The following is an 18,258-nucleotide window of genomic DNA, read 5'->3' as shown; positions in this document are numbered from 1 at the left end:
TTGGTAAGGTCGGCCCGGGGGTGGGAGGTGGACGACGTGCTGAGCGAGGTCGGCGAGGTCTCCGACGCCGGGCCGTTCGTGCACCCCGCGCTGTTCTACCGGAACGCACGGGAGTACACGGCCGCCACGGTGCCTTTCCTGCTGGACGGGATGGCCGCCGGGGAGCCGGTCGCCGTGGCCGTGCCCCCACCCCGTATCGCCCAGTTGCGCGCCGCGTTGGGCCCGCGCGGCGCCGAGGTGCACTGGGTCGACATGGAGCGGGCCGGGCGCAATCCCGGCCGCATCATCCCCGGTGTGCTGCGGGCCTTCGCCGACACCCGGCCCACCGGACGGGTACGGATCATCGGGGAGCCCGTCTGGCCCGGGCGGAGCGTCCTGGAGTACCCGGCGTGCGCCCAGCACGAGGCACTGATCAACATGGCGTTCGCCGGACGCCCCGTGACGATCCTGTGCCCCTACGACGCCGCCCGGCTGGACGCCGCGGTGCTGGCGGAGGCCCGCGCCACGCATCCCGTGGTGGTCGACGGCGGCCGTGAGGAACGCAGCGCGCACTACGCACCGCGCCGGGTGATCGCCGCGCACAACCGGCTGCCGCAACCCCCCCACGGCGCCTTCGCCTTCGGCTTCGCGGAGCCGCAACTCGCCGACGCCCGGCACGTCGCGACGGCCGAGGCACGCCGACTGGGCCTGGGCGGCGAGCGGCTCGCCGAGTTCTCCCTCGCGGCCGGCGAACTGATCACGAACAGCGTGCTGCACGGCGGCGGGTCGGGCGTCGTCCGCGTCTGGGCGGGGGACGGCCACGTGGTGTGCGAGGTGCACGACCGCGGACTGCTGACCGACCCGCTCGCCGGCCGCCACCCCGCGTCGCGGGACCGGCCCCACGGCAGGGGCCTGTTGATGGTCCACCGCATCGCCGACCTGGTGCGCCAGCGCACCGCAGGCGACGGCACCACCATCCGCTTCTACCTGCGAGGCTGACCGCCGGCGCGGGACCGGCGAGCGCGCCGCGCTCGCCGGTCCCGCGCCGACGGTCACCAGAGCGGTCAGCGGCCGAAGACGTCCTTGCCCGCGTCCTTGCCCTTCTCCACGGCCTGCTTGGCGTCGCTGGCGACTTGATCCTTCTTCCCCTTCATGCGCAGGCTCTCATTGCCGGTCACCTTGCCCGTGGCCTCCTCCGCTTTGCCCTTCATCTTCTGGCCGGTGTGCTTGACCTTCTTCTCGGCACCCATGGGTTTCTCCTTCCAGGGCTCGATCAGCGCTCCCCTCCGCCTGCCCGGAAGATCCTGAATAAAACCATTTGCTCGGATTCTGCAGATGGCGGCCCAGCAAGGCGCCCCCGAACACCACGAAACCCACCCCGATCAGCCAGCACTGCACGATCAGCACCGTGCCGACGGCCCCGTACGAGACGGCGTTGGTCACGATCAGCGGGGCGAACACGAAGGAGGAGAAGACCCGCAGCCCGATGAGGCCGACCATCGTCGCGACGGCCCCTGGCGCCAGCGCTGCCAACGGCACCTGCCCGGCCAGCAGGAAGTACTGGCCCCACCAGAAGAAGACGAAGCCCAGCACGACGGCCGTGCCGCCGCGGAACACCGTGTCCGGCCACCCCCCGCCCAGCACCACCCCGCTCTGCGCCTCCGCGAACAGGTACGCGGTCAACGCCGCCAGCCACACCGCCCGCCGCCACACGTGGTGCCACGGAGTGGGCGGCACCTGCCAGATCCGGGTGTACCCGACCTCGACGCACGCCGCGAAGGAGAGCCCGAAGAGCGCCAGCGCCAGCAGGCTCAGACCGCTCGTGGAGCTGATCACCTTGCGTGGCGCGGCGAACAGCTCCCGCACGGCCTCCGCGGGCCGCGCCGACAGGCCCATGCCGTCCACGACCCACTGCGCGAAGCCGTTGCCGTGGAAGGGCAGGGCCGCGGCGACCACGATCAGCAGCGGGACCAGCGTCACCAGACCGAGTGCCGCGAACCCCATGGAGCGCTGCAGCAGCTCCAGTTCGCCCCCCTGGTGCCACATGCGGCCCGCCCGTGAGTCCCGCCACGACCGGTACGGATGCCGGAGCCACCGGGCCGCCCCACCTGCCATCGCGGGGGCCTCAGCGCACGGGGGCGCGGTCCGCCGCGAGGCGTGCCGTCTCCACCCGGGTTCCCAGGGGTTCTGAGCGCATGGCTCGTCCTCCTTGCTCAGGCCTGCTCGGCGGGCGGGATGCCGCTGCGGCTCGCTGCCCGGGCCTCATGAGGTGCACCTTCCCCGTACGACCCGGACGAACCGAACGGCGGGGCGAGCCCCGGTACGGCGCGCAGCGAGGTGCGCCCGGCGCGCCACGCGCCCAGCAGGTGCTCCTCCAGGCGCCGCTCCACCAGCGCCATGGCACGGATCCCCAGGACGACGTCGGCGGTGAGGTGCGGTTCGCGGGCCAGCAGGTCGCCGATGACGTCGCGACGCAGCACCTGCTCGTGCACCGCGTCGGCCTCGACGTGCTCCTCGTAGAAGTGCCGGCAGGCGGCACCGCCGCCGAGCCGGTCGATGGCCTCCACCGTGCGTCGGGCGGACGGCGGGGTGGCGATCTCGGCGGCCGCGAAGTGCCCCACGAGCGCCCCGCGCAGTTCCCGGCGCAGGCCCAGCCAGGAGATCAGGTTCACCGTGGCGAGGGTGACGGCCGGTACGGCGTCCACGTAGTGGCCGTAGGAGGCGTCCAGCCCGGCGTCCCGGAGCAGGTCGGCGTAGAGCCGCGCGTGCACGCGTTCTGCGCGCCCGCGCCCGAACTCGTCGTACTCGACGGCCACGAGAGCGGCCTTCGCCCGGCCGGTGAGCCTTGGGATGACCCATGCGTGCGGATCGGCCTCCTTCAGCTGGTAGACCGACCGGTGCACGAAGTACTCCCGCAACTGCTCCCAGGTGCCCTCGTCGCGGAGGAAGTGCGACACACCGAGCCCGTCGCGCGGCTCGCGCAGCAGCCCCTCCAGTTCCCGGTCGAGGGCCGCGCGGGCCGCGGCGCCGCCCGGGGCGGCCGGCAGCTCGGCGCGCAGGGCCGCCCCGAAGGAGCCCTCCATGGCGCCGCGCAGCGCGAGCAGTCCCGGATCCCACTCCCAGCCGGGGTGCACCCCGGCGAAACCCCGGTAGTGGAGTTCGTAGCAGACGTGCAGTGCGAGCTGTACGTCCTCGCCGTACGGATCGGCGGCCTCGACCGCCCCGGTGGACACCGGCAGGGCGGTTCCCGGCGGCCCCTGGGTGAGGGTGCCGAGCACGGCCCGGGAGAGGGGGCCGCGCGGTGCGGGCGGTGTGGGCTCAGCGGTCCGGGGACCGGTCGAGAGGTCGCAGACCGCGTCCATCGGGTCCTCCGTGGGTCGGTGCGGGGACGTCGTCGGCGTACGGGCGTCCGCCGGTGCCCCTGCCCGCTGACGCCGGGGGCATGCGGCCGTCCGTCGCCGTCTGCTCGACCAGCATGTCCACGGCGGCGCGGGGGCCGCCCGCCGCCGCGGCCCGCCGCTGCCGGTCGGCGCCGCTCCCCGTCCGGGCGAGGGCGGCCGTGGCCTCGCGGACGAAGGCCAGGTCGCCGGTGTCCTCCAGCGCGGGCGCGACGCGCCGGAGCAGCTCGTCACGCAGCGCCGTGGCGGGCACGCGGGTCTCCTGGACGGGGTGGATCCCCGGGCCCGACATCCCGTAGCGGGCCGCCGACCAGAGCGCGGCCGCGGCGAGCTGAGCCGTCATGCGCGGGGCCGGGACGCCCCTGGAGAGGTCGTCGAGCGCCGTGCGCACGAGCGCCCGCGTGAGCGCGGCCTGCAACGCCGTCTCCCATGTCGCGCCCAGCGCGTCCGCGACCCGGACCTCCACCGTGGGCAGCCGCGGCGAGGGCCTGGCCAGCCAGAACGTCATGGCGTGGTCCACCAGCACCCCGCAGGCGACCAGCCGGTCGACCTCGGCGTCGTGCTTCGCCGCCGACGCGAACCACGGGGGGATCCCGGAACCGGGGAACCGCGCCTGGTCCAGCACGCGCCAGCTGGCGTAACCGGAGTCGCGGCCCCGGTCGTAGGGCGAGTTGGCCGACAACGCGAGCAGCGTCGGCAGCCACGGCCGCAGGTGGTTGAGGACCGCGACGGCGGTCTCCCGGTCCGGTACGCCCACGTGGACGTGGCAGCCGCAGGCCCGGTAGCCGGTCGCCTGGCTCTCGTAGATGCCGGCGATCGCGGCGTAGCGCTCGCCCGCACTGATCCCGGAGGGGCCGTCCAGTACGGGCGTTCCCGAAGAGACCAGCCGCGTGCCCTCGGCGGCGGCGGCGTCGACCAGCAGGCGGCGCGTGGCCGCCAGCTGGCCGGTCAGCTCGGGCAGGCCTGTGGCCACGCCGGTGGCCGACTCGATCTGCGCGGCCGACAGCTCGTGCTGCAGTGCGACGTCCGGCGCCGGCGGCGGCACGCACGAGGCCCGGGCGATGACGGCGGCCGCGCCGTCGACCAGTCGTCCGGTCCGCGGGTCGACCAGCAGGAACTCCTCCTCGACCCCGAAGGTCAGGCCGCCCGCCGGCGCCCGGTCGTCCACATCGCCCATGCACCCCCCTTACCCCGCCCGCGCCGCGCCGGACCCGGCCGGCCGCACGCGGAGGCCTCGGGGGCGGGCACAGGAGTCATCCGCCCGGGGCGACACGACCGCGCCACGCGCCCGTCTCGCTGCCCCGTTCCTCGATGAAGTGCTTGAAGCGCCGCAGGTCGCCACGTGCCCGCCGGTCCACGACGCCGAGGGCGTCGGCGGCCTTCTCCGCGAGGCCGGAGGTCTGGAGCTCCATGGCCAGGTTGACCCGGGTGTGCGAGGCGTCCAGCTCCTGGAACGTCACGACGCCGCGTTGCCGGACGTCCCCGGTGACGGTGCGCCACGCGACCCGCTCGTCCGGCAGCTGGTCGATGATCTCCGTGTCGAATTCCCGGCGGGCACCGGCGACGTTCGTCACCCAGTGGTTGTGCCGGTCGTCGACCTGCGTCACCTGTTCCACGCCCTCCATGAAGTTCGGGAACTCCTCGAACTGGGTCCACTGGTTGTACGCGGTGTGCAGCGGGACGTCGACGTCGACGGATTCGCTGATCGTGCCCATGGGTCCTCTCCTTCCGAGGAAGCGTCGCTGGGTCGGCTTCCCGGTGCGGATGTGCCTAATCGTTCCGATCCGGCGGTCGGCCGGGTCCGATGTTTGGTGCGGTGCCCTCGGGTAGCGGAGTGAGATGTGGCTTTTGTGTCCACCCGGCGTGTACCGGCCCCAGGACGACACCTCCCTGCTCGGCGAGGCCCTCCGCCGCGAGAGGCTGGCCGACTGCGCCGACGTGCTGGACCTCGGCACCGGATCCGGCGTCCTCGCCCTCGCGGCGGCATCCCGGGGCGCGGCCCGCGTCACCGCGGTGGACGCCTCCGCACGGGCGGTGTGCGCCGCCCGGCTCAACGCGCGTCTGAACGGCCTGCGCGTACGGGTGCTGCGCGGCGACCTCACGGCACCGGTCGCGGGGCGCCGCTTCGACCTGATCGTCGCCAATCCCCCGTACGTGCCGTCCCCGTACGCCCACCACGCCCGCCGGGGCCTGTCCCTGGCCCGCAACGCGGGACCCGACGGGCGGGCGCTGCTCGACCGCGTCTGCGCGGAAGCCCCGCCCTTGCTGCTCCCCGGCGGTGCCCTGCTGCTCGTCCAGTCCGGACTCTGCGGCGTGGAGCGCACGCTCCAGCGGCTCGGCGGCGCCGGACTACGGCCCGCCGTCACCGAGCACCGGCGCATCCCCTTCGGGCCGCTGCTGCGACGCCGCGCGGCATGGCTGGCGGCACAGGGGCTCATCGAGCCCGGCGAGGAGAAGGAAGAGCTGGTGGTGATCCGTGCCGAACGCGCGCCATGACCCCTACGACGACCCCGCCGACGGCCCCGCACCCACCCGCGTGACCCTGACCGCGGACGGCCCGATCCTCATCGAGGGCCCCGTCGAGGTCGTCCTCGACGACGGCCGCACCGTCCGCTCCGACCGGTTCGTCGTGGCCGTGTGCGCCTGCCGCCGCAGCGAGCGCTACCCCTGGTGCGACACCAGCCACCGCCGCGGCCCCCCACGGCCCACCCGGCGCGGGAGTTCGCCCCTGGGGTGATTGTGCGATGCTCACAGGGTGAGCCAGGGTGAGCCACGACGGGGTCGCTTCCGCGTCCGGTGGCCGGCCGGACGAGCGGTCCGCGGCCGACCAACTGGCTCGCACCGTCGCACGGCTGCGCGCCGAGCTCGACGAGGAGCGGCTCGCCGCACCCGCCCGGGCCGCGACCGAACGGGCCAAGGGTGTGCTGATGGGACGCCTCGTGCTGGGCCCCGGTGCCGCCCAGGAGGAGCTGGAGCGGCGCGCCGGCCGGGCCGGTCACACCGTGCTGGAGGAGGCATGGGCGCTGCTCGGCGACATCCACACCTCCCGCGTGCCGCGACCCCCGCCGTCGCGGCAGCCGGCACCGGCCCCCGAGGCCGACGTTGCTGCGTCGGCGCCCGACGGCGATCTCCGCTCCCTCTTCACCTCGTCCCGGTACACCTCCCGGCACCACCGCCCCCCGGGCCCGCAGGGGATCGGCTCACGCACGCCCTGGGCCCCGCGAACCCGCGCGACGACACGTGCCTGCTCTGCGTCCGCATCTGCGCCTGACCGGAGCTCGCCACGCGGACGGCCCGCAGGGGGAGAGCCGTCCGGCCCTGGCAAGGGCCTGGGCGCCGTCGGGGGTGACGCCTCGCAGCCGCGCCAGTCGCCGGCTCGTGTCGAGGAGGCGGCCTCGTGGCGTCGCAGGCCACGGCGCGGGCACGGGTGACGGCGAGGACGTAGTCGAAGGCGTCCCGGCGGGCCACCGTCAGGTCGTCCCGCTGGGCGTCCGGGCCCACGGTGCCGCTCGCGCGCGGCGGGTCCGGATCCGTGCCCGGTCGGCCGGGCACGGGCGGCCCGGAGCGGTCCGCCGGCCGGGACCCCGGCGCCGCCGCCGGCTGGCCGCGGCCCGTACGGGATCCGACCGGCCGGTCGGCCGGCTTCGGACCCGTGCGCCCGGTCGGCGGCCGGCGACGAGCGCACGGCCCGTGCGGGCTGCGCGCCCCTTCCCCGTCCGCGCCGCCGCCGTGCTCACCCCGGCCCCGGCACGTCGACCTCGCGCCACCGCTCGCGCCCGGCCGGGACAGGGCGGCCGGATACCGTCGGCGTCCGGGGACCCTGTAGGTTCTTGCGCTGTGGAGGAGCTGGACCGGCAGATCGTGGAACTTCTCGTGGCCGACGGGCGCATGAGCTACACCGACTTGGGCAAGGCCACCGGCCTGTCCACGTCCGCGGTGCACCAGCGCGTACGGCGCCTGGAGCAGCGCGGGGTGATCCGCGGGTACGCGGCGATCGTGGACCCGGAGTCGGTGGGGCTGTCGCTGACGGCGTTCATCTCGGTGAAGCCCTTCGACCCGAGCGCACCCGACGACATCGCCGACCGGCTCGCCGAGGTCCCCGAGATCGAGGCGTGCCACAGCGTCGCGGGGGAGGAGAACTACATCCTCAAGGTCCGGGTGGCGACCCCGATCGAGCTGGAGCACCTGCTCGCGAAGATCCGCACCCTGGCCGGGGTCTCCACCCGCACCACGGTGGTCCTCTCCACGCCGTACGAGGCGCGCCCACCGCGCGTCTGAGCGCCCCACGGCGCCCTGACCCACCGCACCATCCCGTCCCCTCGCCCCCCACCGGGGCCCGGGCGGGCCCCAACATCACATCGCGAGGCGAAACCCAGTGCCGCACACCACGAACGAGCCGACCACCAGCGGATCCGGCGCGAGCCGCACCGTGCTGCTGCGCGGCGGCAACGTCTACAGCCCCGCCGACCCCTTCGCGACGGCCATGGTCGTCGACGGCGGCACGGTCGCCTGGCTCGGCTCGGAGGGCGCCGCGGAGTCCTTCGCCGCGGGCGTCGACGAGGTGATCGACCTCGCCGGTGCGCTGGTCACCCCCGCCTTCACCGACGCCCATGTGCACACCACCGCCACCGGCCTGGCGCTGACCGGCCTCGACCTGGCCCCCGCCCGCGACCTGGCCGACGCCCTCGCCAGGGTCGCCACGTACGCGCAGGCCAACCCCGGCCACCGGGTGCTGCTCGGCCACGGCTGGGACGAGAGCCGCTGGCCGGGCCAGCGCCCGCCGACCCGCGCGGAACTCGACGCGGCGACCGGCGGCCGGCCCCTGTACCTGACCCGCGCCGACGTCCACTCGGCGGTCGTCACCACTGCCCTGCTGGCCTTGGTCCCCGGTGTCGGGACGATGGCTGGCCACCACCCGGACGGGCCGCTCACCCGCGACGCCCACCACGCGGTCCGGCGCGCTGCTTACGCCGCCGTCACGCCCGCGCAACGCGCCGCCGCGCAGCGCGCCGCACTCGCCCACGCCGCCTCGCTCGGCATCGGCGCCGTCCACGAGTGCGCGGGCCCGGACATCTCCTCCGAGGACGACCTCACCACGCTGCTGCGGCAGGCCGCGGCCGAGCCCGGACCGCGCGTGTACGGCTACTGGGCCGAGGCCGTGACCGGCGCCAAGGACCTGGAGCGGATCCGGGACCTGGGCGCCGTCGGCGCGGGCGGCGACCTCTTCGTGGACGGCTCCATCGGCTCCCGCACCGCCTGCCTGCACGCCCCGTACACGGACGCCCCCGCCGTCGGCGGCACCGCCTACCTGGACGCGGCGGCGATCGCCGACCACGTGGCCCTGTGCACCGAGGCGGGGGTGCAGGCGGGTTTCCACGCGATCGGTGACGCCGCCGTGGCCGCCGTCGCGGAGGGGATCCGCGAGGCCGCCCGCCGGGTGGGCCTGGACCGGGTGCGCGCGCTGCGGCACCGCGTCGAGCACGCCGAGATGATGACCGAGGACACCGTCGCCGCCTTCGCGGAGCTGGGCCTGGTCGCCTCCGTGCAGCCCGCCTTCGACGCCGCCTGGGGCGGTGAGGACGGCATGTACGCCCAGCGGCTCGGCGCCGAGCGGGCCAGCACCCTCAACCCGTTCGCCGCCATGACCCGGGCCGGCGTGCCTCTCGCCCTCGGCTCCGACAGCCCGGTCACACCGCTCGACCCCTGGGGCACCGTGCGCGCCGCCGCCTTCCACCGGACCCTCGAGCACCGCATCTCCGTCCGCGGCGCGTTCAACGCGCACACCCGCGGCGGCTGGCGCGCCGTGGGCCGCGACGATGCGGGCGTCCTCATGCCCGGCGCACCTGCGGACTACGTGGTGTGGCAGGCCGGTGACCTGGTGGTCCAGGCCCCCGACGAGCGGGTCGCCAACTGGTCCACCGACCCGCGCTCCGGCACCCCCGGTCTGCCCGAACTCACCCCCGGGCTGCCGCTGCCGACGGCACTGCGCACGGTGGTCGGCGGCCGTACGGTCTTCGCACGGCCGAACGAGTGACGGGTCAACGGCCGATGCCCCCGAACGGTTCTCCGTCGGGATGGCGTGGAACTTTCCCCGGCCTCGCGTTGACCTGCTGATTTGGTCAATCCGCGCAGGTCAAACGGCTGTTGACAGGCGACGGTCGGGGGCGAGTAGGTTCGGCCGGGTCCACCACCGGACGTCCGACCGGATCTCCGTGCGCCGACGGCCGCAGCTGGGCCACGGGGCGTCGCGCCGTACGGCGTGCGCCACTGGCAGCCAGGTCCAGCGCTCGCGGCACGGAACGCGGTCCGCCTCATCGAGAGGCTCCGCCCGGTCGGCAGGTGTGACCCGGGAGGGGCCCGGACGCCCAGTAGACAACGGCCTTGTCGCCGATCCGCAGCCAGCGGGTCCCAGGTCGGCCCGAAGGGCGTTCCGGGCCCCGAGCAGTTCACGCCCCTCCCGCGCCGCACGCCCGCCGCGGGAGGCTTTGCCCGCCCGGGGTCCGCGGACAGGGCCGTTGGAGGTACGGTCACTCTCACACAGTGACCACCTGCAGGAAGGCCGCGTACCTTGCGACCGCGCTCCGACGCCGCACCGGCCCCCGCCGCGCCGCCGGCGACGTCCGTAGAACCGCCGCCGCCACCCGCTCCGGCACCCGGCCGCATCGCCCGCACGGCGCGCGCCGTGCGGGCGAACGCGCGGCGGTCGGCGCTCGCCGCGCTGTGCGGCCTGGCCCTGGCGGCCGCGTTCCCCCCGTACGGGGTGTGGCCGCTGTCGGTCGCGGCCGTGGCGGGCCTCGCGCTGCTGACCCGGGGCCGTACCGCCCGCCAGGGCGCGTGGCTGGGCTTCGCCTTCGGACTGCCGTTCTTCGTGTGGCTCCTGGTGTGGCTGCGGGTGATCGGCTGGGACGCGGTCGTGGGCCTGTCCGTGATCGAGGCGGCCTTCGTCGCCGTGCTCGGCGCGGGTCTGGCGGTCACGTCGCGGCTGCGCGCCTGGCCGCTGTGGGGCGCCTGCCTGTGGGTGGCGGAGGAACTCGCCAGGGACCGGCTGCCGTTCGGCGGCTTCCCGTGGGGCAGGCTGGCCTTCGCGAACACCGCCACCCCCTTCACCCCGCTCGCCGCGCTCGGCGGCGCGCCGCTGGTGACCTTCGCCGTCGCGCTGTGCGGTTCGCTGCTGGCCGCGGCGGCGGTCGCCGTGTGGCGGCTGCGCAGGGGCCCGGTCGTCTTCGGCCCGCGCCGTTACGTGCCCGCCACGACGGCGGCGGTGCTGGCCGTGGCCACCTTCGCCGCGGGGTACGCGGTGCCGGTGCCCACCGCGGCCGACGACACCGTCCGGGTGGCCATCGTGCAGGGCAACGTCCAGCAGCCGGGCATGCACTTCCTGGGCCGGCCCCTGAAGATCCTCAACAACCACGTCGAGGCGACCCTGAAGCTCGCCGAGGACGTCAAGGCGGGCCGTGCGCCCAAGCCCGATCTGGTGATCTGGCCGGAGAACTCCTCCGACATGGACCCGTTCTCCGAGCCCCAGGCCTACGCCCTGATCACCAAGGCGGTCCGCGCCGTCGGCGTCCCCGTCCTCGTCGGCGCCCTGGTCGACGGCCCGGACGCGGACCACGTCCAGAACGAGGGCATCGTCTGGGACCCGGAGAGCGGCCCCGGCGACCACTACACCAAGCAGCACCCGGTGCCCTTCGGCGAGTACGTGCCCTTCCGCGAGCAGCTCACCAAGGTCATCAAGCGGCTCGACCAGGTCCCGCGCGACTTCTACCCGGGCAAGGGCAGCGGCGTCCTGCAGATCGGCCCGGCGAAGCTCGGCGACGTCATCTGCTTCGAGGTGGCGTACGACGGGATCGTCCACGACACCGTCACCGCGGGCGCCCGCGCCCTGGTCATCCAGACCAACAACGCCACCTACGGCCGCACCGGCCAGCCCGAGCAGCAACTGGCGATGTCCCGGCTGCGCGCCGTCGAGCACGGCCGCGCCGTGGTCACGGCGGCGACGAGCGGCATCACCGCCGTCGTCGCCCCGGACGGGCGGATCGAGCAGCAGACCGAGGAGTTCACGCAGACCGTGCTCAGCGCCCGGCTGCCGCTCCGCGACGATCTGACCGTCGCCGACCGCGTCGGCTCCGCTCCCGAATGGACCCTCGCTATGGTGGGCCTGCTGTCCTGGGCCGCAGCGATCATGCTGGGCAGGCGAGGACGTACCGAGACGGAGGAACAGCAGTGAGCGATGGCGGTGGGGTCACCCGTGGCGCAGCCCAGGGGAGGGCCTTCGGGCCGCTCGGCTCGGTTCTCGTGATCATCCCGACGTACAACGAGGCCGACAACGTCAAACCGATCGTCGCCCGGGTCCGCGCGGCCGTGCCCGAGGCGCACGTCCTCGTCGCCGACGACAACAGCCCCGACGGCACCGGCAAGCTCGCCGACGAGCTGGCCGCCGCCGACGACCACGTCCACGTGCTGCACCGCAAGGGCAAGGAGGGGCTGGGCGCCGCCTACCTGGCCGGCTTCCGCTGGGGCATCGAGCGGGACTACGGCGTGCTCGTCGAGATGGACGCCGACGGCTCGCACCAGCCCGAGGAGCTGCCGCGTCTGCTGACCGCGCTCAAGGGCGCCGACGTGGTGCTCGGCTCCCGCTGGATCCCCGGCGGCCGGGTGGTCAACTGGCCGAAGTCCCGCGAGTTCCTGTCGCGCGGCGGCAGCACCTACTCGCGGCTGCTCCTCGACGTGCCCCTGCGCGACGTGACGGGGGGCTACCGGGCGTTCCGCAAGGAGACGCTGCTGGGCCTGGGCATGGACGAGGTGGCCTCCCAGGGCTACTGCTTCCAGGTCGACCTCGCCTGGCGCGCGGTGAAGTCCGGCTTCCACGTCGTCGAGGTCCCCATCACCTTCGTGGAGCGGGAACGCGGCGACAGCAAGATGAGCCGGGAGATCGTCGCCGAGGCGCTGTGGCGGGTCACCGCCTGGGGCGTCGGCTCCCGTGTGAAGCAGCTGACGTCCGGGCGGCGCCGCGGCTGACCGGCCCTCCGGACTCCGGCGGGGAACAGGCACAATGGTGCGTATGACGATCAGCTCCCCGCCGCCGGCCGGACCGCGGCAACCGGGCGGTGACGGGCGTCCGCGGCGGCGTTCGCGCCCCGGGACGTGGATACCGCTCGGTGTGGCCGCCTACGCGCTGCTGGAGATCTGGCTGCTCATCCTCGTGGCCGGGGCCGCCGGCGGGCTCACGGTCCTCGTGCTGCTCGTGGCGGGCTTCGTGTGCGGGGCGCTGGCCGTACGGCACGCCGGGCGCAGCGCCTGGCGGGCGCTGAACGAGGCGATGCGCTCCGGAGGGCCGGAGCGGGACCGGGAGGAGCCGAAGGGCTCCGGCGCCGGGAACGGCGGCAGCGGCGCGGCGCCGATCATGATCGGCGGCCTGCTGCTGATGATGCCCGGGCTGATCTCGGACGTGGCGGGGCTGCTCTTCCTCTTCCCGCCGACCCGCTCCCTGCTGACGAGGGCGGGCGCGCGCGCCCTGGACCGCCGGGCGTCCGCCGCCCGGGAGCGGGGCGCCGGCTCGGGCTCGCTGGGTGATCTCTTCGCACAGGCGCGCGCCGCCGAGGAGCAGATGCGCATCCACCGCCCCGACGGCAAGGTGATCCAGGGCGAGGTCGTCGACCACGGCCCCGAGCAGGACGACGAAAACCCCGGGCCGCGGCACTGAGGCCACGCTCGCCCGGGGCGCACGTCTGATGGGGGCCCGCCCCTCACGGGCCCAGTTCCTTCGGTCAGGCGCTCTTGCGGTGGTCGCGCGGATGTACCGCGATGTTCATGGCGCCGGAGCGCAGAACGGCCAGCCGTTCGGCCAGGACTTCCTCCAGCTCCTCGACCGTGCGCCGCTCCATGAGCATGTCCCAGTGCGTACGCGCGGGCTTGCTCGTCTTCTCCTCCGGGCCCTCTCCGTCGACCAGGAGTGCGATCTGGCCGCAGGCGCGGCACTCCCACTCCGGCGGGATCTCGGCCTCCACCGAGAACGGCATCTCGAATCGATGTCCGTTCCGGCATGCGTACTCAACGGTCTGGCGCGGTGCCAGATCGATGCCGCGGTCGGTCTCGTAGCTTGTCGCCCCGAGTCGCGTGCCGCGGAGAGCTCGCTCACTCATGAATCGTGCCTCCCGGGCTGTGTCGCCCACAGGACAGGTGTCGCTGTCGTCGTCATCCGGTCAACGTCCGGTCGGCGGTGAAGATTCCCGTTCCCGGGAGGTGCGTCGCCCGTCGTGCCGCCCCTTTTTGTACCCATCGACGCCCGTTTTGTCACATCTCGCGAGAGATGTCACCCTGCGTTCTGGTATCTTTAGCGCGCAGTAACGGCCCGTCCGACGGCCAACGGCGTACACTACCGCGCCGCACCCATCCGCACTAAATCGTCTCGGGGACCGGATTGCCGGCGGCCGCCACCGCCCGCCGCATCGGCACCCTGGCCAGCAGCACGAACCCGATGACGAAGAACGCCACCAGGGACACGATCGCGTCCCGGTAGCTCCCGGTCAGCTGGTACGTCAGACCGAACAGCAGCGGCCCCAGCCAACTGGTGCCCCGGTCGCTGACCTCGTACACCGAGTAGTACTCGGCCTCCTTGCCGCGCGGGATCAGGTGCGAGAAGAGCGAGCGCGACAGCGCCTGGCTGCCGCCCAGGACCATCCCGATGGCCGCGGCCAGACAGTAGAACGCCACCGGCTCGCCGGCCGGCAGGAAGAAGCCGGCCCCGATCGTCACCGTCCACGCCACCAGCGAGCCCAGCACCGTACGGCGCGCCCCGTACCGCGCCGCGAGCCGGCCCAGCAGCAGGGCGCCGAAGACGGCCAGCACCTGCACCAGGAGGATCGCGCCGATCAGGGCCGTCTCGTCCAGCTCCAGCTCCTCCGAGCCGTAGAGCGAGGCCTGCGAGATCACGGTCTGGATGCCGTCGTTGTAGATGAGGTACGCCAGCAGGAAGGCGAGGGTGAGCGGGTGGCGGCGCATGTCCCTCAAGGTGTCCGCGAGTTGACGCCAGCCCTGGCGGAGCGAACCCCCGCCCTTGACCGCCGGCCCGGCGGACCGGCGGCCCGGCGCGGTGTCGCGCAGCCGTATCAGCGGGACGAGCGTGAAGGCCGCCCACCACAGGCCGGCCGACGCCAGGCAGATCCGCACCGCCATGCCCTTGGAGACGCCGACCGCGTCGTGCCCGAGGAACAGCGCCAGGTTGGCGACGAGCATCAACGCCCCGGCCGCGTATCCGAACGCCCAGCCCCGCGAGGAGACCGCGTCCCGCTCGTGGGGTTCGGCGATCTCCGGCAGGAAGGCGTTGTAGAGGACCATGGCCGAGGCGAACGCCACGTTGGCGACGATCAGAAGTGCGCCGCCGAGGAGGTAGCGGTCCCCGGTCACGAAGAACATCGCCGTCGTCGCCGCGGCGCCGACGTACGCGAAGGTCCCGAGCAGCGCCTTCTTGCGCCCGGTCCGGTCCGCGACGGCCCCGGCGAGCGGCATCACCAGCACGGACAGCAGCACCGAGGCGGAGACCACGTACGCGAAGTACGCCCCGGCGCGGACCGGTATCCCGAGCGGGTGGACGTAGCCGTCCGGGCCCGCGGCGGCCTCCGCGACGTCGGTGAGGTACGGCCCCAGGAAGACCGTGATCACACTGGTGGAGAAGACCGAGTTGGCCCAGTCGTAGAAGTACCAGCCGCGCTGTGCGCGCCGCCGCTCGTGCGCCGGGGCGGCGGTTCCGTCCTGCACCGCCATGCCCTGCGCCTCGCCCGTGGTCACCCGTGGTTCCTGCCGATCCGTGTCGTGCGCCCTGCCGATGTGATCGGTCATGATGCCATCCACGGGCGGGGTGGGGGAGGGGGATCATCCGCCGGATTCCTCCGTTCATCCGGCGGACGCCTCCAGTCCGTCCGACCCGTGCACGGGACTGCCCCCGGGCCGCCGCGTGGGCGGCCCGGGGGCAGAACGGTCAGCCTGTGTCGCGGAGGTCCGCGACGGTCAGGCGCGACCGCCGTTCATGCGCCGGCGACGCAGCATGTAGACGCCGCCACCGGCACCGGCGAGCAGGAGCGAGGCGCCGAGCAGGGTCTCCGGGGTGTTCATGCCCATCGAACCGCCGAAGCCGGTGTCGGGGCCACCGCCGTTGCCGCCGCCGTTGCCCCCACCGCCGCCGCCGTTGCCGCCGCCGCCACCACCGTTGCCGCCGCCGCCGCCGTTACCGCCGCCGCCGCCGTGGCCGCCCTTGCAGCCCTTGTTGCCGCCGCCGCCGCCGTTGCCGCCCCACGAGTCGTCCATGTTGCGGCCGTCGTCGGACGCGCTGCCGAAGCTCTGGGCGGTCAGGTCGTTGCCGTTCTTGTTGTCGTCGCTCCCGTTGTCGTCGCTTCCGTTGTCGTTGCTGTCGTTGCTGTCGTTGCTGTCGTTGTTGCCGCTGTCGCCGCCGTTGTCGCCACCACGACCGCCGCCGTCGTTCCCGCCGCCGCCGTAACCGCCGCCGCCGCCGCCGTTGCCGCCGCCGCCGCCGTTTCCGCCGCCGCCGTTGCCGCCGCCGCCGTTGCCGCCGCCGCCGTAACCGCCGCCGCCACCACGACCGTTGTCGTCGCCGCCGCCCCACCACGACTCGCACCGGTCGTCGCCGCCGTAGCCGCCGTGACCGCGCCCGTAGCCGCCACCGCCGCCACCGTGGCCGCCGCCGTAGCCGCCACCGCCGTGGCCGCCGCCGTAACCGCCGTGGTCGTCACCGCGACCGCCGCCCTCACCGTGGCCGCCGCCCTCACCGCGACCGCCGCCCTCACCCTGGCCGCCGCCCTCACCGCGACCGCCGCCGTCGGCTTGGCCCTCGCTCGCGCTCGGGCTCGGCGAAGCCCCGCTGCCGGTGACCTCGAACCGGCCGGTGTAGGTCTGACCCGTGGTGCAGGTCACCGTGACGGTGTGAATGCCTGGAGTCGCCCAGTCGGAAACCTTGAACTGGCCCGTTCGCGTGGAGTTGGCGTTCGGGTTGGTGTCCGTGGTCGTCAGCACGAAACTTCCGTCGGCGTCGCTGACGCCGTTGGCAGTCTGGCCGACGGCGCAGGGGTTGCCGTTGGTGGAGACGGTCACCGTCTCGCCGGACTTGACGGCGAGCGGCGAGATGACGAGCTGGTCGCCCGGGAAGGCGGACGCCATGGACGCCGGGTAGATCACGGCGGCGGCCGTCAGGGTCGCCGCTGCGAGAATGCGTGAACCACGCATGGGGTGAACCTCCTTGCGGGACGGGGCAGGAGGGATTGGGGCTCCCTCGACACGAACTGCGACCGCGTCCTTGAGATCCATGGCACGAGGGCGGAGATCTTCACGCACCTCGGAATCGGCACAGGCCTTCCCCCGGACGGGGCATCAGAATTCCGGCCCGAACAGCGTTGTCGCAGGTGGGGAGGCATACCCGCGGCGGCGTCAGAAAAATGTGAAGAGCTCGTCAAACGGGTGACCGGCAACCCGCCCGACAACGCGGCGACGGGCAGTCAGCCGATGGCATGTCAGGCGACGTGGCGTCAGCAGATCGCCGGACCGCGACCCCCACGACAGCCGCGCCCCGCCGCACCCACGGAGCGCGGCTGGATTCGATCGCCCTGCGGCAACGCGAGTTCGTGGGCGACGATCTCACGCGGATTCACCAGAACGGCTCACCGTCTGGGTTCGTGCACCTTCGCCGCGAGAGCCCGAGGTGCTCGCGTCCCGGGCGAACGCGGCCGCGCGCCACGGGCCGGCGAACCGCAGGGCAGGGAGCCGGGGCTTGCTGAACCCGGCGCCGCCGGGGCGGCGTTGGCTGGCGCAGGCGAGCACGGGCCGGGCGCCACGGGCGGACTCCGTACGACCCGCGCCCACCCCGGCCACGGCAGGCGGCCGCGCGACGGGGTGTGCCGCCCGCGGCCAGGCTCGCCGGTACGAGGCCTGTCCGACCCCGCCGCCTGGCGCCCCGGCCGCAGAGCGGTCCGCGGCCGGGAAGGCGACCGGCAGCCACGGGGCGCGCGCGTGGTACACGACGCCCATGGCGACGGCCAGCGAGCGCAGGCCGTCGAGGCCTGGCGCGTGCGGCTGGTGAGGACCCATCAGGACACGGTCGGCATCATCGGCGCTCGTCCTGGCAGCGCGGCGCCGGATTGCCCCCGCTGCCGCAGCGCCGCCACCCGATCGGGTGGGGAGCACATTGCCCGGTTGGCGCTGATCCATCCGCGTTTGACGCATACTTCGGTTTAACATCATTTATGACGGACTGTCACTCATGACCTGCCGGTCGGAGCTGAAGGACTGCGATGCTGCGAAACTCCGGGGATCACACCACCCCCGTGCCCTGGTACGGACAGCCCGACGCCTGGTACGGGCAGCCCGACCCCTGGTTCGGCCAGCCGTTCGTGCCCGGGCGCACGGCGGACGCGGCACGCGAGCCCGGCCGGCCGGGCCGCGCGCCGCAGCCCCCGGCCCGGGCCCGGCCCACCCCGCCCGCCCCACAGGCGGGACAGCCGCCCGCGAAGAAGCGGAAGGCGAAGGGCACATCCACCGCGAAGGCACAGCCTCCGGCGAAGGGCCCCGCGAGGCCTCCGGCACCGCCTGCCGCGAAGCCGCCCGCGTCGGCTCCGGTGAAGCCTCCGGCACCGGCACCGGCACCGGCACCGGCACCGGCACCGGCAGCGGCGAAGTCACCCGCCTCGGCTCCGGTGAAGCCTCCGGCACCGGCACCGGCACCGGCGAAGTCACCCGCCTCGGCTCCCGCGAAGCCGCCGGCCCGGCCCGCCGGCAAGGGCTCCCGTCCGGTCGCCGATGCCGCACCGGCCCGAGGCGGGACCGCGGAGCAGACCCGGCGTCAGCCCCTGCGCCGTCCCGGCCGTCCGGCCGGCGG

General features: G+C 74.3%; 18 protein-coding genes. 9 read left to right on the top strand and 9 right to left on the bottom strand.

Annotation, left to right across the window (positions count from 1 at the left end; translation table 11 throughout):
* Positions 1-36: 36 nt before the first annotated feature.
* On the top strand, positions 37-978 hold the full coding sequence (locus OG937_07425) for a sensor histidine kinase (GenBank protein ID WUD71530.1): 942 nt from the start codon (positions 37-39) through the stop codon (positions 976-978).
* Between the two features lie 65 nt (positions 979-1,043).
* Here OG937_07425 and OG937_07420 read toward each other — a convergent pair whose 3' ends face one another.
* The 5 genes from OG937_07420 to OG937_07400 all read right to left on the bottom strand — a co-directional run bounded on the left by OG937_07420 (position 1,044) and on the right by OG937_07400 (position 5,092).
* Positions 1,044-1,157: a hypothetical protein gene (locus OG937_07420; protein WUD71529.1), complete on the bottom strand. Its 114-nt coding sequence runs from the start codon at positions 1,155-1,157 to the stop codon at positions 1,044-1,046.
* Entirely contained in the window at positions 1,144-2,025 is an 882-nt protein-coding gene (locus tag OG937_07415) for a YihY/virulence factor BrkB family protein (protein WUD71528.1), read from the bottom strand. Before OG937_07415 ends, OG937_07420 begins: the two co-directional genes overlap by 14 nt.
* Positions 2,026-2,192: 167 nt before the next feature.
* Positions 2,193-3,341 (bottom strand): iron-containing redox enzyme family protein, encoded by a 1,149-nt coding sequence (locus tag OG937_07410; protein ID WUD71527.1) that lies wholly within the window; start codon positions 3,339-3,341, stop codon positions 2,193-2,195.
* Complete coding sequence (locus tag OG937_07405) at positions 3,298-4,554, bottom strand: glutamate--cysteine ligase (GenBank protein WUD71526.1); 1,257 nt, start codon at positions 4,552-4,554, stop codon at positions 3,298-3,300. Before OG937_07405 ends, OG937_07410 begins: the two co-directional genes overlap by 44 nt.
* A 76-nt stretch (positions 4,555-4,630) precedes the next feature.
* Positions 4,631-5,092, bottom strand: coding sequence for an SRPBCC family protein (locus OG937_07400; protein ID WUD71525.1), 462 nt, complete (start codon positions 5,090-5,092; stop codon positions 4,631-4,633).
* A gap of 124 nt (positions 5,093-5,216) precedes the next feature.
* Here OG937_07400 and OG937_07395 point away from each other — a divergent pair, with 124 nt between their 5' ends.
* The 8 genes from OG937_07395 to OG937_07360 all read left to right on the top strand — a co-directional run bounded on the left by OG937_07395 (position 5,217) and on the right by OG937_07360 (position 13,080).
* Entirely contained in the window at positions 5,217-5,873 is a 657-nt protein-coding gene (locus tag OG937_07395) for a methyltransferase (GenBank protein ID WUD71524.1), read from the top strand.
* On the top strand, positions 5,854-6,114 hold the full coding sequence (locus tag OG937_07390) for a CDGSH iron-sulfur domain-containing protein (protein ID WUD71523.1): 261 nt from the start codon (positions 5,854-5,856) through the stop codon (positions 6,112-6,114). The genes OG937_07395 and OG937_07390 overlap by 20 nt, the downstream gene beginning before the upstream one ends.
* Positions 6,115-6,142: 28 nt before the next feature.
* Positions 6,143-6,808 (top strand): hypothetical protein, encoded by a 666-nt coding sequence (locus OG937_07385; protein ID WUD71522.1) that lies wholly within the window; start codon positions 6,143-6,145, stop codon positions 6,806-6,808.
* Positions 6,809-7,214: 406 nt separating this feature from the next.
* A complete protein-coding gene (locus OG937_07380) occupies positions 7,215-7,655 on the top strand; it encodes an Lrp/AsnC family transcriptional regulator (protein WUD71521.1) in 441 nt (146 codons plus the stop codon).
* A 205-nt stretch (positions 7,656-7,860) separates the two neighbouring features.
* Positions 7,861-9,411, top strand: coding sequence for an amidohydrolase (locus tag OG937_07375; protein ID WUD78662.1), 1,551 nt, complete (start codon positions 7,861-7,863; stop codon positions 9,409-9,411).
* A 534-nt stretch (positions 9,412-9,945) separates the two neighbouring features.
* Positions 9,946-11,604 carry an apolipoprotein N-acyltransferase gene (gene lnt, locus OG937_07370; GenBank protein WUD71520.1) on the top strand — a complete coding sequence of 553 codons (1,659 nt, stop codon included), beginning with the start codon at positions 9,946-9,948 and terminating at the stop codon, positions 11,602-11,604.
* Positions 11,601-12,395 (top strand): polyprenol monophosphomannose synthase, encoded by a 795-nt coding sequence (locus OG937_07365; protein ID WUD71519.1) that lies wholly within the window; start codon positions 11,601-11,603, stop codon positions 12,393-12,395. Before lnt ends, OG937_07365 begins: the two co-directional genes overlap by 4 nt.
* A 43-nt stretch (positions 12,396-12,438) precedes the next feature.
* On the top strand, positions 12,439-13,080 hold the full coding sequence (locus OG937_07360) for an FxsA family protein (GenBank protein WUD71518.1): 642 nt from the start codon (positions 12,439-12,441) through the stop codon (positions 13,078-13,080).
* A 64-nt stretch (positions 13,081-13,144) separates the two neighbouring features.
* Here the strand turns inward: OG937_07360 and OG937_07355 are convergent, their stop codons facing one another.
* The 4 genes from OG937_07355 to OG937_07340 form a co-directional block, all read right to left on the bottom strand.
* The gene (locus tag OG937_07355) at positions 13,145-13,519 is read right to left on the bottom strand and encodes an RNA polymerase-binding protein RbpA (protein WUD71517.1); all 375 of its coding nucleotides are present in this window, start codon (positions 13,517-13,519) and stop codon (positions 13,145-13,147) included.
* Between the two features lie 256 nt (positions 13,520-13,775).
* Entirely contained in the window at positions 13,776-15,140 is a 1,365-nt protein-coding gene (locus OG937_07350) for an MFS transporter (protein WUD78661.1), read from the bottom strand.
* Positions 15,141-15,383: 243 nt separating this feature from the next.
* On the bottom strand, positions 15,384-16,613 hold the full coding sequence (locus tag OG937_07345) for a hypothetical protein (protein WUD71516.1): 1,230 nt from the start codon (positions 16,611-16,613) through the stop codon (positions 15,384-15,386).
* Positions 16,614-17,694: 1,081 nt separating this feature from the next.
* Positions 17,695-18,159, bottom strand: coding sequence for a hypothetical protein (locus OG937_07340; GenBank protein WUD71515.1), 465 nt, complete (start codon positions 18,157-18,159; stop codon positions 17,695-17,697).
* Positions 18,160-18,258 lie beyond the last annotated feature (99 nt).

The sequence above is a fragment of the Streptomyces sp. NBC_00510 genome, from assembly GCA_036013505.1.
Lineage (GTDB): Bacteria > Actinomycetota > Actinomycetes > Streptomycetales > Streptomycetaceae > Actinacidiphila.
Note: the sequence above shows the minus strand (reverse complement) of the source record. Positions and strands in the feature narration are given on the sequence as shown.

What these genes read in the sequence shown, in the direction of transcription:
- OG937_07415 (WUD71528.1), bottom strand. Translation starts at nt 2,025, where the DNA reads ATGTGGCACCAGGGGGGCGAACTGGAGCTGCTGCAGCGCTCCATGGGG.
- OG937_07410 (WUD71527.1), bottom strand. Translation starts at nt 3,341, where the DNA reads ATGGACGCGGTCTGCGACCTCTCGACCGGTCCCCGGACCGCTGAGCCC.
- OG937_07405 (WUD71526.1), bottom strand. Translation starts at nt 4,554, where the DNA reads ATGGGCGATGTGGACGACCGGGCGCCGGCGGGCGGCCTGACCTTCGGG.
- OG937_07400 (WUD71525.1), bottom strand. Translation starts at nt 5,092, where the DNA reads ATGGGCACGATCAGCGAATCCGTCGACGTCGACGTCCCGCTGCACACC.
- OG937_07395 (WUD71524.1), top strand. Translation starts at nt 5,217, where the DNA reads ATGTGGCTTTTGTGTCCACCCGGCGTGTACCGGCCCCAGGACGACACC.
- OG937_07375 (WUD78662.1), top strand. Translation starts at nt 7,861, where the DNA reads ATGGTCGTCGACGGCGGCACGGTCGCCTGGCTCGGCTCGGAGGGCGCC.
- OG937_07360 (WUD71518.1), top strand. Translation starts at nt 12,439, where the DNA reads ATGACGATCAGCTCCCCGCCGCCGGCCGGACCGCGGCAACCGGGCGGT.
- OG937_07355 (WUD71517.1), bottom strand. Translation starts at nt 13,519, where the DNA reads ATGAGTGAGCGAGCTCTCCGCGGCACGCGACTCGGGGCGACAAGCTAC.
- OG937_07350 (WUD78661.1), bottom strand. Translation starts at nt 15,140, where the DNA reads ATGGCGGTGCAGGACGGAACCGCCGCCCCGGCGCACGAGCGGCGGCGC.
- OG937_07345 (WUD71516.1), bottom strand. Translation starts at nt 16,613, where the DNA reads ATGCGTGGTTCACGCATTCTCGCAGCGGCGACCCTGACGGCCGCCGCC.